The sequence below is a fragment of the Vibrio sp. M60_M70 genome, assembly GCF_037162085.1.
GTDB classification, from domain to species: domain Bacteria; phylum Pseudomonadota; class Gammaproteobacteria; order Enterobacterales; family Vibrionaceae; genus Vibrio; species Vibrio diabolicus.
On sequence record NZ_JARLUL010000002.1, the window covers coordinates 1322071 to 1338398 of the forward strand.

Below are 16328 nucleotides of genomic sequence, written 5' to 3' on the forward strand. Positions count from 1 at the left end.
CCTACCAATTCCACTTTTTCCAACCGCCATCAAGCATGGCAGAAAATTGACCAATAGAAGGGAACCCGCTGGTCATAAACATACATGGTTCAACTAGAGTCGAGCCTTCAGTCCACCAAAAGCATGGCTTACTCAATTTTTCTTTAATGAGGTAATTCAAAAGTGCGCTTTGATCTGCTCCACCTTGATCATGAAAAATCGTAGATATTTGGCTTTGATAAAGAAACTTAAGAGGCCGCACTTCACTTTTTACATTCGCCACTAAATCGTTTTTTTCTTGCATGCTCTTATGCCAAACATCAAATACAAAGTCGTCCTCAAGTACTGCTAGGGCAAGAGATGCACTGTCCTCGGTCCAAGCTTTGTTCCCCCAATATTGCGCAGCTTCACCTTTTACAGCACGAGCTATAGTAAAGAAAAAGTATCTACCGCATGCATCTACACTAGGAATCATGCTACCAATGTATGTTGAGTCTTCTAAGTAACTAACATCCAGAGCAAAATGCCACACAGGCGCGGTTAAAAAGTGCTCATTCCAACTTTCACCCAATTGTTCTCTGCTGACTGCAATAACAGCCTGCAGCCAGTCATGCCAGCGCTCTGAAAAGTCTTGTGATAAGCCATCCTTCACAAAGTCGCCTTTTGCAGGCATTTTACCGATATAACCCCAGGCTGATGTTACAAGGTTCGTGGACATCTGAACCTCTCCATTTCATTTGACCAAAACGGATTAATGGCACTAGACGGAATAAGCTCTAGTTGCACCTTATTTCCCTTTAAATCAATCATAACTATGTTGTCTTTACGCGATTCTGGTCTTGCTTTAAGTGATTGATCTAGCAGTTTGAATATGCCCCACTCACCTTCATAAGTATGGGCAATCTCACGTTTAGATTCTGGTGGTGTGAACACTATTCGAGTCTGGTCTTGACCCGCAGGCCAGCTCAAGGATTTAGCTCGTGCTGGTCCATGCTTATAAACCAAATCTTGCTTACCTAACTCTAGAACAAACCGAGTAATGTGCTGATCCAGATACACTGGTTTCATACCGAACTCTACGCGCAAAGAATTATCAGATTCAAAGAAAGACTGCCTGATACGCTTCGCTCTTTGAAAGACCATCAGCGTTTCTGGACGAACTCCAATTTCCTTTTCTAATCGCCAACGACTTTTCGACGTATCGACAAACGGTTCAAGATACTCTTGGAAGAATGAGTCAAGCGTACCTCCATAACCAAAGAAACGTTTGAAGTCCTTCAGCCTTACTTCTCTGCTCGCATTTGGCTCGAATGGGTATCTACCCGCAATCGTCCGCTGATAAGGGCGCACCACTTGCGTAACCCAAAGCTGATTTAGATGATCTTTCGACCCGCTCTCCGCAAACTTAACTGACTCTTGAGAAAGTTCACCTAGCCATTGATTAAATGGCCTAGGCAAAAGTTCTTTAGCGCGAGCAAAGGAAGCAGCCACATCTTGTGTAACGGTCCCATCTAAAATACTTTTGTAAGCAATTTTCTGATTATTACCTGAGCTTGATAAATCGCTTAAGTACGAGCGCAAGTTAACCATAGCTTGTTGAATATCATCAAAGTCTTGTTCGCCGAGACGTAAGATCTCCGAAAAGTGAGATTCGACTTCTTTACCTGGCAGTGCAACATTGAAACCATTTTCTTCAGGCAAGTACATGTCTAGTCTATCTGCCGTATTCGAAAATTTAACTTTGGCAACCTTACCAGCAACTTCAGAAGCGGCCTTCTGATTTTCTGACAATGATACTTTCGACAAACCTACTTCTTTTTGGATTGCCCTCAACAACGATTCGATTGGTCTTTCAACTCCAGATAGAACTCTAGCTTGTTCTGTTGCAAGCTCTAGGCTCGGAGCCTGCTTAAGTTGAATATCTTCGATCAGAGTTTTCCATTCATTCACATAATCTTGATAGTATCGAGATTGGACTCCTTGAATAGCGCTATCTTGATCAATTTCATGAGCCTTAAGATCATCACCATAAACCCAGTTCTCTTCCATTAGGCTTTTTACTGTACGGTTGATCTGAATCTGAAAAATGCTATGAAAGCCATTGTACGTATAAAAGCCCGAAATGCCCTGTGATAACGGCTTTCCACTCGCTCGTTCAAACTGCTCAAGCCCTTTAGGCCCCAAGACATCAGTCAAACGAAATGAAGGAACATGACTCTTCGAAAATTGTATCTTCATTCGCTGATAAGCACGTTCTGGTAGAGACATTTGTGTCAAAACCTCGCGGGCATTAGTCACGGCAGCAGTATTATAAGAAAAGCCTTGTCCATTATTCTCTAATAAATTTTGAGTGTGCTGTAACAGACCTTTTCTTAAGTCTATATTTAGTTCACCCGGATATTGACGTTCAAAATAGAAGTTAAACCAAGCCAACACTTCATCTTGTTGGTATTTGTCTGGATTAAATAACATCAAATAAGTTTTCAACGTTTCATACAAATACTCTCGATGCTGTTGATTACTTTCCATTTCCGTCACCAAGCTATCAAGAAGCAAGGGAGCGTAATATTGGGTCAACGCATCAGAATATGCATTGTTCGCCGCCTGTGAGACTTTATCTCCTTGATAGAGACCAAACCTTTTTACGGAATCAGCATCGCCGTAGTTGCTTTGCTTTCCTAGAGGAAGCGTCATCAATCGGTCTAATGTCTCTACGGCTGAGATAATATCCGCCTCAAAATCTAGGCTCTCAGCACCAATCATTGCTTCAATATGGCCGGCTTGCTCATTGGTATCGACAATCAGCTGAGAATTCCACTTGTAGCTCATAAGCCAAAGTGAAGACGCACCTAGCAGTAGAGAAGCACAGCCAATGTAAACACCTCGGCGCATCCACCCTGACTGCTTTTGATAGTGACGATTAACCGTTCCTAACAGTTGTTCCTTGAAAATAACCTTATCAAACAAGTTCTTCACGAAATAACTATGAGACCCTGTTGGGCTCTTTGCTAGAGCGAGGCGATTTAGTCCAAGTCCATTGGTCGATTCATTCATTAACTTATCGACTGGTAAGCCTTCTTGGACCGAGCTCAACATAAACACACCACGAATCAAGGCTGGCTCTTCAAAACTATTTTGTGCAAATATTTCCGCTAAAAATTCATCAAGATTAGCTTGCAATACCCTTAGCTGTTTAGGAAATTCAAAAATAAGTGCTCGCTTCTCTAAATCATCTTCAGTTTCAAGGATTCTCAGCATTCGCGCATCAAGGCGCTCCAACATGCCATGAAATTCTTTATTGAATAAAGAAATAACCCCTCTTTCATCAGCCACTTCACGCGGAAACATGAAACCGAACAATTCCTCACGCTCTTCCTTACTTAGATCAGAGAAGAACTCATTGAAACCCGCAACTAAATCCATTTTGGTCAGTAGTACGTAAATAGGAAATTGCATCCCTAACTGATTCTTCAGTTCTTGAAGGCGCGACTTGATAGCTCGGGCATGAAGGCTTCGCTCGGTTCTTGTCTGCGACATCACACTGGCTAAACTGATCGTGACAATTGCACCATTAATTGGCCTTTGCGTTCTATATTTTTTCAACAACCCTAAGAAGCCGTGCCATGCTTTAGAGTCGACCTTTTCTTGACTGTCTTGTGTCGTGTATCGACCGGCCGTATCAATCAGAACTGCTTTATTTGCAAACCACCAATCACAATGACGAGTTCCACCGACACCAGCAATAGAGTCAGAACCAAGGCTATCCGCTAACGGAAACTCCAGCCCTGACTGCTTTAACACTGTTGTTTTTCCTGTCCCTGGAGGGCCGATCAACACATACCAAGGCAAGTCATATAAGCTTCGCTTTCCTTTATGTGTTTTCGTTACTACTTTGACAGCTTGCTCAATACGCTCGCGCATTAAGTCAATTTCACTCGCCGCTTCTTTATCTGACTGACTATCAACCTCAAGTAACGTTTGAATACTTTCGTCTTCTTTAACTTTTTGCTTGTGCTGCTTAGTCACGTTGAATAAAGCCCACACAAACACCAGCACCAAAATCGTGACGAGTCGTTGGAAGTCGCTCTTTAGCGGCTCATATCCCGCTATCGTGATAAGTGGACCAACAACCCAAATAAAAATTGAACAAGCAGCGACACCGATAAGACCGAGAAACCACCTTTGAGTAAATATTCTGCCAATTTCTTTAATACGCATCTCTATCTACCTGTTATTAATTCGCGACAAGGAGGTCGATTTCAATTCGACGGTTAATAGCTCGGTTTTCGTCACTATTGTTTTCAACCAATGGTCTTGCATCACCCAGCCCTTCTGGTATGACTCGACCTTCTAGTGCGCTATTCGAGATAAGTTGTTCAGACATAGCAGTAGCTCGAGCTAATGATAGATGCCAGTTCGAAGGATATTTACTCGTGAAAATTGGCCTATCATCGGTATGACCTGTCACAATGATCTTGCCTTGGGTCGACTCCAACGTTCTAGCGAGTTTAGAAATTACGGGTTGGATATACGCAACAACATCAGCACTACCTGATTCAAATAGATCTTGCGACTTTAACGAAATTCTTACCCTGTCTTGCAACGGCTCGACGTTAATTAGCCCCTTCCCGATCTCAGTTGCCAGATACATAGAGATCCTTTCTGCAATTGGCGCTGATTTTGATTCTGACGTTGTATCTTGGTTAAGCTGTTGCGGTTGAACCAAATTGACTAATTGAGAAAAGGTGCGGTTGGAAGCCTTGTTTAGCTCATAGCTAAAATACATAAATATACAAACCAATAATGCAGCCGTTACGGAGCACACAACCCAGAGAGGAGCTCTGTCGGAAGCCTTAGAGCCATTCAAAATGTGTTGTTCGATACTATTGCTTAGCTCTTGAGGTATCCCTCTTCCGTAAGACTTAAGAATAGCGATAATCTGCCTTCTCAGTTTTCGGTGAGACTCCAGTCCGTTTTTTTCCAAACGATATTGGCCGAGAAACCCAAGCGATAGGCACACGTACATCAATTCAAGCAAATCTAAATTTGTATCTGGTTGCGCCATGCATTTATCAAGGTACTTAAAGAACGCTTCCCCACCCTGGCTGCTGGCATAGAAAGAACTAAGCAATGAGTCATGGCTCCAAAATGAATGCCCCCCCAATTAGTATTGAGCACCGCTTCATCTAACGAGCAACACAAACAGTAACGAGCCGTATCAATAGTGTCCAAATCAACGTCGTGGTGGCGTAGTCGGTTCTCATAATCTCTAAGTTTTTGTGCCAACGTCTCTTTTAGAAACAACGGATCAGAATGAGTCGCTGTCGCTCGAATTTGACCAATAATGGATAAAAGACCATTCGCTTCTGCCAATAAAGGGTTGTTCCCATAAGCAACCACTGAATCGTTATTCACCAATTCAGGACTTTTTGAGATAACTACCGTATTATCTGCTGACTTTTCTGATTGTGGTTTCGGTGCGGGCGCTCTTCCACCCGGTGTTGGTTTTACGATCGTTTGTTCCATACTGAGCACACCTATTGACTAATACTCCACAGCTCAAGGTCAGCATTCGGAAAATGCCCCGATAAATGCAGCGCAATACCACCACTGTCTTTCAGCCTCATCCAAAACGGGCCTTTCTTGACTACTTCGAAGTAGACATAACCCGTTTGGTAAGGGATCTGCCTCGGTACTACACTCAATGGCGCTACGTTTATGCCATTAATCTGATTGTTGATCAGATCACGAATCTGCTCCGCTGGTCCAAACTTGAGCTGCGCCGGGACTAAACGTCTGATTTCATCTGTTGTCGTATCAGCTTTGACCGCAAGCACAAACTGGCATGATTCAAGTAAACGCTTATCTGGAAGTGGCGTCACTTGAATTCCATATTGTCGTGGCTCCAAAGGAAGTTTGCTTGCAGTTTGATCAAGGACAACGCTCAGATATTGACTCAGAACTTGATTCAATTCGCTATAAACACTTGATACATCTAAGTGATCGTATGCAAGTAAGCTTGGCATCCTCTTGGTTTTGTCAGAAAACGTAGCTAATTCACCAATATAACCTTTCAGGGTCGTCGCTAATTCCAATGGATGTAGCCTGTCTAGGTCACTAAAGTGCTTTAACATCGCCTCATACCTGTTCAACATTTGTAGCATGATGAAATCAACAGCAGATGCAGATGCGGCTTTGCCCTTAATCAATCGCTGCGCAATAACGTCGGCACGCATCTTTGTCATCGCAATAACGTTACGCAAGTAAGCCGACATAACTTTGTCGCTAAGTAAATTGATAAGCGGTGGAACATACGAATCGTCTAGTATTACTTCGCCTTCTGCCGTTACCTCTTTTATTTTCAATATCGGTAACTCAACATAACCCGCTAATTTGTCATTGCTGGCTTTCAGTTCCAGGTTTAGGGCTGCGACTTGAATCGTTTCTTCATCCTGTCCAGTGAGATTATCTATAACGTCAACGTCTTTAAGTACATAACGAGAAACAATCGCCTCACTTACATCAGAAACATTTTTACCTTTGACATTTGAAAGGGGAAGAGTGATTTTTACTAACGTATTTTCTACGTCTTTATCAATAAATAAAGGCACAACCGAATCGCTGGCTGTTAAGGTATTAACCAGAGTCATATCTGGCAAAACTGCCTCAAAGTGATCTAATTCAATCAGACCATCTTTTAATGCATGTTCTTTTACTCGACATTTCCAAACCCCCCAATTATAAGCCCCACCAAACTGATGTAAGCCTTTGAATTCTTGAGAGGTTGCGCGTTCATGTTGTTGAAAGTGCTGGGGACGTAAAAACATCCCTTCGCACCAAGCCGTCTTGGAGTATTGCGTCATTTATAATTAGCCAACTAAACGTTATTTTACGACCAAAGACAGATCTTCTAACAGAATTTGATAGGTGTTGTAAGCGGTCTTATCCACTTCAATGACTTGTCGCCAATTTGAATTTTCAATATCTCGAAACGCTGCGACAATGCCTAAGTATTCAGTCTTTGGAGACATACTTGCCTGATATGTTTCTTTCTGACCTGGAGTTAATGATATTTCATATTTATTCACTAAATCAGGGCCTAAGACTTTTTGCGTATTTCGGAGCATTCCGAACAGCCATTTCGGTATGACCCGAACACCTATTTCGGTTTAATCCGAACGTACATTCCGCGATTATCCGAACACTTTTAAGCGAACTCCGAAATCAGCGTTCGGAATAGCGAAAACCGCGTTCGGAATGCCCGAAATCCTTCCTTTTTCTCTTTTAAATCAATAGCTCGCTATTCTTTACTTCTTAAACAAGAACGTAAGGAAGCGACAATGGCTAAAAAGAGAACTCCAATGAACAAAATCAAAGAGATATTACGCCTTAAGTACGAGTGTGGGTTGTCCTACCGTAGTATTGCTAGTTGTCTCAATGTCAGCCTTGCAACAGTCTCAGAGCTTGTCGCTCGCTTTAAGCAAAGTCAGATAGGCTGGCCTCTCCCAGAAGGTTGCAGTGATACGGACCTTACCAAAGCCCTATATCATTCGAAGCAAGCCAGTCGAGACAAGGTTATGCCAGACTTCGCTCAGTACGCTGTCGAACTCAAACGTAAAGGCATGACAAAGATGTTATTGTGGCAGGAGTACCATGAGCAATATCAAGAGCAAGCTTACGCTTACACTCAGTTCTGCGAGCACTTCACTCGTTGGTTCAAAACCCAAAAGCGCAGTATGCGTCAGCTCCATGTTGCAGGTGATAAGCTGTTTATCGATTACTGTGGGCCTCGGCTTCAAGTGGTCAACCCTGATACAGGTGAAGTGCGCGAAGCAGAAGTGTTCGTAGCAAGCTTAGGCGCGTCCAACTACACCTATGTGGAAGCCTTCCCCAGCCAAGGGAAGTCTTACTGGTTAGAGGCGCATGCCAATGCCTTCGAGCACTTCGGTGGCGTCCCCCATCTCTTGGTTCCCGATAATCTACGCAGCGCGGTCAGCAAACCTAACCGTTATGAACCGAGGCTTAATGAAAGCTATCAAAAACTGGCAAATCATTATCAAACTGCCGTGATGCCAGCTCGCCCCTACAAACCGAAAGACAAAGCCAAAGCAGAAAATGCCGTCCTCCTAGTGGAACGTTGGATCATGATGCGACTTCGCCATCAAACCTTCCATACCTTTAAAGAGCTGAACCTCGCCATCCGTGAGCTTATGAATGACTTAAACGAACGTGAGATGAAGCAGTATGGTGCGAGCCGCAAAGCACTGTTCGACAAACTCGATAAACCCGCGTTAAAGCCCCTTCCTAAACAGCGATATCTCTATACCGAAACCAAGCGAGCCAAAGTTGGGCCTGATTATCACATCGAATATCGCCGTCACTACTACTCGGTTCCCCATCAACTGGTTGGCCACCATGTCGAGCTGGAAGCCTCCAACCGTCTGGTGCAGATCTACCACCAAGGTAACTTGATCGCTCAACATCCACGCAGCCAAAGGGAACGTGGAAACAGCACTCAACCAGAGCACATGCCGAGTAACCATCAACATCAAAAGTGGTCGCCTGGACGCTTGCTCAACTGGGGAGCCAATATCGGCCCAGCCACCCGAGAAGTCGTCAATAAGATGCTGAACGCCAAACCTCATCCAGAGCAGGCCTATCGTTCCTGTCTTGGGCTGCTCAATCTGAGTAAAACCTATGGCGAGTCGCGCCTAGAACAAGCCTGTAAAGATGCATTGATGCTGACAAAACCCAATTACACCTTCGTCAACAATCTACTCAAGAACAATCGTGAGGGGCACCTGAGTAAAGATAAAGCGAATACGCCGAACCTTGTTCACAGCAATGTTCGTGGCCCGAACTGTTATCACTAGGAGAAAGGATATGAACGCACTGAATGACCAACTCAAAACCCTGCGCTTAAGTCATGCGGCGAAAGCGTTAGAGCAGCAACAAGAGCAACTGACCACCTACGCAGAGCTGGACTTCGAGGAGAGGTTAAGCCTACTTCTGGAAAGTGAAATCTTGAATCGCAATCAAACCAAAATCCAACGCCTGAAACGACAAGCCAAGCTGAGAGTGGATGCTCAGCCGAGCCAACTTATTTACAAGGAGGGACGAAACCTCAACCGCAAGCAGATGAGCGAACTGCTAACGGGTGGCTATCTGCACAAGCACCAGAACATCTTGATCACAGGCCCAACAGGCGCAGGTAAAACGTATCTTGGTTGCGCACTGGCAACCAGCGCCTGCGACCAACAGCAAACGGTCAGATACTACCGATTAACTCGCTTGCTCGATGACCTGACCGCAGGTCGTCTGGATGGTAGTTATCAAAAACAACTTCAGTCGCTGGCTAAGAAAGGCTTACTACTCCTCGACGACTGGGGGATGGAAAAACTGACTCAAGAGCATGCTGGTCACTTGTTAGAAGTACTTGAAGATCGTTACCAAAACAGCAGCACAATCGTCATCAGCCAGTTACCAGTAAAAGAATGGTACAACATGATCGGCAACGCCACTGTCGCTGACGCTCTAATGGATCGTCTAGTTCACAATAGTCATCGAATAGAACTGGGAGGAGAATCAATGAGAAAACTGGCGCAATCCGAACACTTAGAGTAAAAATAGGGAAAGAGAAAAAGTGCTGGTTAAGGTGTTCGGAATAAACCGAAACAAGCGTTCGCAATCACCGAAATACGCATTTTTCACTTTCTTCATAAATTGAAAAAAAATCCTGACTTTCAAAAAGGGTATTTGATGTTAATTCAAAAACATACACGACTACAGGGGATGGCCTACCATTGGAGTCAGGGTTAATATTGTGATTTGCTGTTATTTCTAAATCTGAATATGGGTCAACAACTAAATTGGCTGCTGAGCATCCAAATAAAACCATTGAAATTAATAACAAAATGTACTGATAAACTCTTTTCATCACCCTATTTCCTAGCTTTTATTTTTTAATGCTAACTCATAGTGTTTAGCGAAATCTTCTAAATAAAATGGAGATTCTTTATTGATAATGTCATCGGATAGCTTTTCATGAATATCCTCAAACCGCTTCCAACTTTGAGCATATTTTCTTGCTGGAATAACCTTATTAATAACCGTGTCTTTAGCTAAAGCTTCTGAGTATATCGACGTAGGCTCAACAAGCGACATAACACTTGAAACCGTACCCTCAACACCTTTCATTAACGCTTGTTCATGATTTTCTATATCACTAAACGCTTCTTTAATGGCTGCACTTGGTTTTAGGAAACTTGCAGTTTGACGGTTATATAAGTTATGAATTGCATCTTCTAAATTCGCAGAGAACTTCAGAGGATTATTTTCTGACTTTCGAAACGCAGTATGACTAAGTCGATTTGTTTGTTTAAATACCGCTCGATTGTGCAGCGTTTCCATTAAACCAACTAACATCAAAGAAAATGATTCCCCCAGTTGTTCAAACCATTGCTCTCTGTTATCGCTGGGAATCATCGTTGAGTCAATACCCGCTCCTTTAATGAACGCCGCAAGCTCGCTCCCTTTACTATCAAATTTGGGAGTTGATTGACGTTCTAGCTGTCGTGGGGTTTCCGGTACAGGTGTAGGATCTACACTCTGTTTTTCTGGTTTGGGGATATCAATAAAATCATCGACTAAGCCAATATCTAGTTGAAAGTCCGAAGGAACACTCTCATTCAAAAGCTCACTGGCACTAAGGCCGAGGTCTACAAACTCTGCTTCAGATGAACTCGAGAATGCTTCAGGTTCTGAACTGGAACGAAAGTTACTTTCCTGATTATTGAATGCCTCAGTGCTAGTTTGAATACTTACTGAAATTTGGTAATCCCCTAAACTAACCGTATCGTCATCACTTAGTGCAATCTCATTTCCTTGGCCCACAGGTGTCACAGCGTTATTAACAAACGTGCCATTAGTTGATAAGTCTTTTATCAAGTATTTATCACCAAACTTGATGAGCTCTCCGTGAGTTCCGGATACTACTCTTTCAGGGTCTGGCAGTGTCCAATCACATTGCTCAGACCGACCAAACGTAACTTTGGCATGCTCATCACTTGATTCAAACACAAACTCACTCTCAATCTCTGGAGTAAATTTGTGAAAACTTGTTATGGTTAAAACCAACTTCATGTAAACCTCGCCAAAGACCTGCTAAATATTATTTTTAATTTTATTATTAGTCACTTTCTTATTAACAGTAAGATTAATAAAAACCTTAAACCTGCCATTGAAAGTCATGCACGGATAATGAATCATTTTTTTATCAAAGCAATCACGTATTGTTCAACAATTTTAATTATCCAACCAAGTTCAAATTTTTGACACTTAGACTTTCATCAATAAAAAAACGAATGTTAGTTTGGCCGCGAAATTCTAACATAATGACTTTTCATTGAGCAGAAAGGTATATATTCCCCCATCATTTATACGGAGTTCTTGTGATGGAAGACAGCAATAAAAACAATTCTATAAATAATAAAGATAGCGGAGACAAAACTAAAATTGTAAAGACTCAAAAACGAGACAATGCAATTCAATCAAATAAAGTTGCTAGCAATGAAGGCTCCGTTCAAAATAAAAATGAAACAAATACAAAACTGTCTCAAAAAGAAAACACTCCGTTAGTTAATAGGAAAATAAACAATAAAAATAACACATCAAATAATGACAAAGATGTTATTAATGAGAATTTAATAGGCACAACTGTCAAAAATCGATATGAAATCGAGTCGGTTCTTGGCCATGGCGGACTTTGTGATGTTTATTTGGCAAAAGATAAGATATTAGAATCTTCAGGTTCAGAAACCCCTTACGTAGCATTAAAGATTTTACAAAAAGAGTTTGCATCTCAACCAGAGACTGCACGCATGTTGATACGTGAAGCTCAGCAAACACAAAGATTAAGTCACCCTAATATTATTAGGGTTTTTGATTTTGGTGTCGATGGCGAAATATATTTCTTAGTGATGGAATATATTAATGGGGAAACATTAGAGAATTTAATACAACGATCTAGGCCGCATGGGCTGAAGTTTAATGCAACTTTATCGATTCTAAATCAGGTACTTGACGCCCTGTCTTACGCCCATTCACTTGGTGTCGTGCATGCCGATTTAAAGCCCGCTAACGTCATTTTAACGTCTGAAGGTAATGTTAAATTACTCGACTTTGGTGTATCTAAAACTCATCAATTAAAGCAAGATCAATACGCAGCTAAACGTAAAGCCGAAAATGTGGAGACTCTTGGTTATACTCCAAACTACGCATCGCTCAACTTGTTGTCGGGTAAAGAGCCAAACTTAAGCGACGATATGTTTGCGCTATTTTGTATTGCTTACGAGTTATTGAGTTGCAAGCATCCTTATTCAAGAACTCCTGTTAATGAAGCTCTCAAAAAGAAAATGAAGGTCTCGAAACCTGCTAATATGCCAGCATCTAAGTGGCCTATCTTTGCACGCGTGTTTTCAACTGGCATCATCCCCAAAGACCTTACCCCAGAGCAGTTAAAACAAAAGTTGAACATGCGATATTGGCCTATCGTTAGCGGTGTAGCTGCAAGCGTACTATTGGTTACCGGAATCGTATTTGGCTATCAACAACAACAAGAAACCATCTCTGATTTAGAAATAGCGATTAACAAGCAAAATGATCAGATTAATGGGCAGGAATGGTTGCTTGATACACCGCCAGAAAAAAGCTTGTCACTGATTAATAGTGAGAAAAACTTACACCCGGTGATTAAAGCTGGCTTACTACGACAGCACAAGAGCTACCTTCTAAGTGAGTTTGAATCTGAGATTGATCAGGTTCTGAATTCTGATGCTAACAACTATCCAAATTATGATGAAATCGAGTCTGTACTAAACAAAGCAAAAGCCTACTACCCTGACTCACATAAAATTGAAGTTCTGGCGTTAGATATTCAATCAAGCAAGCACTCAACATTGCTTTCGATAGCCAGACAAATCAATAGCCAACTGGAAAAGTCTCGATACAGTAAAGAAGAAGACAGTAAGTCCATCTATGAACTGAAAGATGAGTTAAATCAAATTCATCAGGATTACCCATTTACACCAAGCTCATTATCTAGCGATGTTTTTGGTAAACACCTAACTGAAGCACTCAAAAATAAAGATGCTGCAGCACTTGTTGCGCTAATTAAGGTTGGGAATACTTTCTTCTCAAACGTTGAAGAGCATCAAAACAACTTAAAAATAAGCAACGCGATGAAAGATGCAGTCCTCGAGATGAAACTGTATGAGACCGCGCTAGACTCTAACGATCCTCTACCATTTCCGGACGAGGCTGCTCGAATTTTGTTCCAAGAGGAATTTGAAAACTTCTATTACCGCCTAGAAAAGGCAAGAACAACAACTCACCTCGATAACTTAGTGAAAGATGTTGATCAGTTTTCGAAGAACTTTCCTATCGGTTTTCAAGATATTAACGATTTGAGATTCAAAACTGCAGATAAATACCTGCGCTTCTCCGACATACTGCTCAATAAGAGAAGGACCACAAGCGCAAGGCGCGCAATGAAGAAAGCGAACGAGTTAATGAGGCAGGTAGAACAGGACTCCAAGCAAAGTTAATTGTACAAAAGGGGCTCAAGGCCCCTTTTTTGCGTCAAGCTACTTGCTATTATGCAACTAGGTTGCTAGCTTGTATTTGTACTCGATTAGGAGAGTTAACCTTGACTGAAGGAATAGTCAAAGTTGGCGAGCGCTTGGCTTACTTATTTGATGATTGCTTTAAACTAGGTAGACAAGATTGTTCCCAACCCAGCATTTTGTTTGGTACCCACTATCACGTAACTTGTGTTGCCACGACACGAGTGCAAAATGCTTTGCACAAAAGATTAGATCATAGACACTTGTATATAAGTCAAAGTGTACCGAACAATAACTTTGTTTTTATGAGTCTAGCTCAAGTGATAAGCACACTGTTCAGCGCTCAACTCCCCCACTTCAACGTTCCTATCCGATACATTTTTCTACCTCGCGGTTAGTCAGAGGTAAACATGATTAATTTTGATGTTCTCAATAAATACATGGAGAACGACGTAGATCTTATCGTCACCGTTTTTTCCACATACTTAGAAGACCACGCCAATGACATACAGCGTATCAATGAGTTGTACGCAAACAAATGTTGGCCGGAACTCTACTTATTAGCTCACAGTCTAAAGGGCATTCTAGAGAGCTTTGGTGAAGAAACCGCTGTCATTGTTTTCACAAAAATAGAAGCAGAAACAAGAAACGATAACGAGCCAGATAGCTCAGATATAGCTATAGTTACTAAAGAGCTAGCTGCCATTAATCAACAAATCTTTGCTTACTTGAAGAATATGCAATAAAACAAATTAAGGCTTAACTGGGGAAATATGGCAATGAACAATAGCAATTTCAAGGAGCTGATTGAGTCTCTCAAAGACTTAACGCCAACTCAAAAGAGGTACTTGCTTAGTCGTACAAAGATGGCGTTAGATGATGAGAGCAATATGCTAAACATCAGTGATATACTGACACCAGAAGAGTTGGAAGCATTATTGTCGCCTGCACCAACCACAAATACAAAATAACAATAATATACAACGTAACCGTCAGATTAACGCTAGGGACCAGGTGGGGTGAATAGATCTTGCTTGGTTGTTAGTTTTTCTCCGTTCTTCTTCACTAAAACAAACGTGTTTTTTCCAATCTCTTTTTCTAACTTGAACTGGTCAGATAATTGAGCGACTAACATCAGTCCACGACCTGAAGCAGACCAACTATCATCATCCATTAAGTTAGGAGCCTCAATCTGTTTATTTTTATGTTGGTTGAATGTCATTTCATTGATTGACGCTCCGTAGTCAGAAACCCTAAGTTCAATGAAATCTGACATTTGGTCGCATCTAATCCTACATTCCACGTCTATCGGCTTGCCTTCAATTTCGCTGTAAGAATGGATGTAAGCATTGTTCATAAGCTCAACAACACAAAGCTCCAATGACTGAGCCGTACTTAACGATACTTGATTATCCATTAAAAACTTAGCAACCTCTTTGCTCGCACTTCGAGAGCGAGTAAGGGATCCACCGTAAGTTCGTTTAAACTCGCTCTGGAACATTCTTTTCCTTTATCCCTAGGCTATCAGCCACGCCACCTTACTTGTAAAAGACTCGCATCATCATCAAACTCATCTTTGTTCTGCCAAGATTGTACTTGTTCAAAGACACATCTAGCCTGCACTTCTACTTCTAATTGCGAAGTACAAACAGCTTTTATACTTGATGCCAACCTTTGTACTGAAAACATCGCATCGCCTCGCCTTGCTTCTATCAAACCATCCGAATAAAGCCATACTACATCCCCCTCACTCAGAATAATTTGATTACCAACGTACTCCATCGGCTGCAAAGCGCCAATCATAAAGTTGTCTTCACCCGCCAGCTCTGTAGTTTCGGTGCTCGCTCGCCAAATAAGGAATTTAGGATGACCAGCAGTACAATAGCGAAGTTGTCCTGATTCTGTATTAAGAATGGCATAAACCATAGTGAAATAAAGCTGACTGTTTCTAGTTTGCTGATACCGTCGGTTTAGCCGATCAATAACGGCTGCTGGTTCACTGATACAGTAGTCGCCATCTCTTAGCTCCATGGTTATCGAATCAGGTCCCAGATTTTGAGATAACGTCTGTTGGATAGAAAAAGCCATCAAAGCAGACGAAACACCATGACCTGAAACATCGAAAACATAAAATGCAACATGTTGTTCATCAAGCTCAAAATACCCCAACATGTCACCACCAATCTGGGAGCACGGTTTGTAGGCGTAACTAAATTGCATGTTCTGGATAGACGACTCCGCTGGGAGTAGTTGCTCCATCAGGTGACTAGCATACTGTAAATCTTGATGGATCATTCGATAGGCTGCATCTAACTCTTTATTTCTATCAACGAGTTTGTTGTGCAGCTGCAGAGTTCGGAAACCCGCTCGAATTCTCGCTTGAAGTTCTTCGACAGACGTTTTCTTATCCACAAAGTCATCTGCGCCAGCATCGATGCCTTTCACGATCGAGCTTTGGTCATTTCTAGAGGACAATAAAACAAAGAAAATGTAACGTTCGCTAACTTGTGATTTTAATTGCCGACACAGCTCAATACCATTAATGCCAGGCATCATTAAGTCACTAAGTACAAACTGAATATCTTTGCGATAAGTCAGCACTTCAAGTGCGGATTGTCCGTCTTCAACAGCAATAACTTCATATCCCTGCTTTTCTAATGCACTGCTGATATAAAGTAGTACTGTTTTACTGTCATCGACCAAAAGAATGGATTTCATTCGCCTCCT

12 protein-coding genes and 2 pseudogenes are annotated in these 16328 nt (G+C 41.9%); 5 read left to right on the top strand and 9 right to left on the bottom strand.

The window, feature by feature from the left end:
- Position 1 precedes the first annotated feature (1 nt).
- The 5 genes and pseudogenes from tagF to tssJ (P4S59_RS21600) form a co-directional block, all read right to left on the bottom strand.
- A complete protein-coding gene (gene tagF, locus P4S59_RS21580) occupies positions 2-697 on the bottom strand; it encodes a type VI secretion system-associated protein TagF (protein WP_256965779.1) in 696 nt (231 codons plus the stop codon).
- Entirely contained in the window at positions 679-4197 is a 3519-nt protein-coding gene (tssM, locus tag P4S59_RS21585) for a type VI secretion system membrane subunit TssM (protein ID WP_109169030.1), read from the bottom strand. The genes tagF and tssM overlap by 19 nt, the downstream gene beginning before the upstream one ends.
- 16 nt (positions 4198-4213) lie before the next feature.
- Positions 4214-5505 (bottom strand): annotated as a pseudogene (gene tssL / locus P4S59_RS21590) (type VI secretion system protein TssL, long form).
- Between the two features lie 11 nt (positions 5506-5516).
- Complete coding sequence (tssK, locus tag P4S59_RS21595) at positions 5517-6842, bottom strand: type VI secretion system baseplate subunit TssK (protein WP_085344864.1); 1326 nt, start codon at positions 6840-6842, stop codon at positions 5517-5519.
- A gap of 21 nt (positions 6843-6863) precedes the next feature.
- Entirely contained in the window at positions 6864-7106 is a 243-nt protein-coding gene (tssJ, locus tag P4S59_RS21600; protein WP_337169032.1) for a type VI secretion system lipoprotein TssJ, read from the bottom strand.
- 213 nt (positions 7107-7319) lie between these two features.
- Here tssJ (P4S59_RS21600) and istA point away from each other — a divergent pair, with 213 nt between their 5' ends.
- Both istA and istB read left to right on the top strand, forming a co-directional pair.
- A complete protein-coding gene (gene istA / locus P4S59_RS21605; RefSeq protein WP_337167981.1) occupies positions 7320-8852 on the top strand; it encodes an IS21 family transposase in 1533 nt (510 codons plus the stop codon).
- Positions 8853-8862: 10 nt separating this feature from the next.
- A complete protein-coding gene (gene istB, locus P4S59_RS21610; RefSeq protein WP_238131037.1) occupies positions 8863-9603 on the top strand; it encodes an IS21-like element ISVch3 family helper ATPase IstB in 741 nt (246 codons plus the stop codon).
- An 85-nt stretch (positions 9604-9688) separates the two neighbouring features.
- On the opposite strand, the pseudogene tssJ (P4S59_RS21615) reads toward istB, so the two are convergent.
- Together tssJ (P4S59_RS21615) and tagH are read right to left on the bottom strand one after the other, a co-directional pair.
- Positions 9689-9916 (bottom strand): annotated as a pseudogene (gene tssJ / locus P4S59_RS21615) (type VI secretion system lipoprotein TssJ); the annotation flags it as partial.
- An 11-nt stretch (positions 9917-9927) separates the two neighbouring features.
- On the bottom strand, positions 9928-11121 hold the full coding sequence (gene tagH / locus P4S59_RS21620; RefSeq protein ID WP_337169033.1) for a type VI secretion system-associated FHA domain protein TagH: 1194 nt from the start codon (positions 11119-11121) through the stop codon (positions 9928-9930).
- A gap of 311 nt (positions 11122-11432) precedes the next feature.
- Here tagH and P4S59_RS21625 point away from each other — a divergent pair, with 311 nt between their 5' ends.
- The 3 genes from P4S59_RS21625 to P4S59_RS21635 all read left to right on the top strand — a co-directional run bounded on the left by P4S59_RS21625 (position 11433) and on the right by P4S59_RS21635 (position 14572).
- Positions 11433-13583, top strand: coding sequence for a serine/threonine-protein kinase (locus P4S59_RS21625; protein ID WP_337169034.1), 2151 nt, complete (start codon positions 11433-11435; stop codon positions 13581-13583).
- A 428-nt stretch (positions 13584-14011) separates the two neighbouring features.
- Complete coding sequence (locus P4S59_RS21630; protein ID WP_005395669.1) at positions 14012-14347, top strand: Hpt domain-containing protein; 336 nt, start codon at positions 14012-14014, stop codon at positions 14345-14347.
- Positions 14348-14380: 33 nt separating this feature from the next.
- Positions 14381-14572, top strand: coding sequence for a hypothetical protein (locus tag P4S59_RS21635; protein ID WP_012842175.1), 192 nt, complete (start codon positions 14381-14383; stop codon positions 14570-14572).
- Between the two features lie 32 nt (positions 14573-14604).
- Here the strand turns inward: P4S59_RS21635 and P4S59_RS21640 are convergent, their stop codons facing one another.
- Positions 14605-15102 (bottom strand): ATP-binding protein, encoded by a 498-nt coding sequence (locus P4S59_RS21640; protein WP_053808346.1) that lies wholly within the window; start codon positions 15100-15102, stop codon positions 14605-14607.
- Positions 15103-15125: 23 nt separating this feature from the next.
- On the bottom strand, positions 15126-16319 hold the full coding sequence (locus P4S59_RS21645; RefSeq protein WP_258687222.1) for a PP2C family protein-serine/threonine phosphatase: 1194 nt from the start codon (positions 16317-16319) through the stop codon (positions 15126-15128).
- Between the last annotated feature and the right edge of the window lie 9 nt (positions 16320-16328).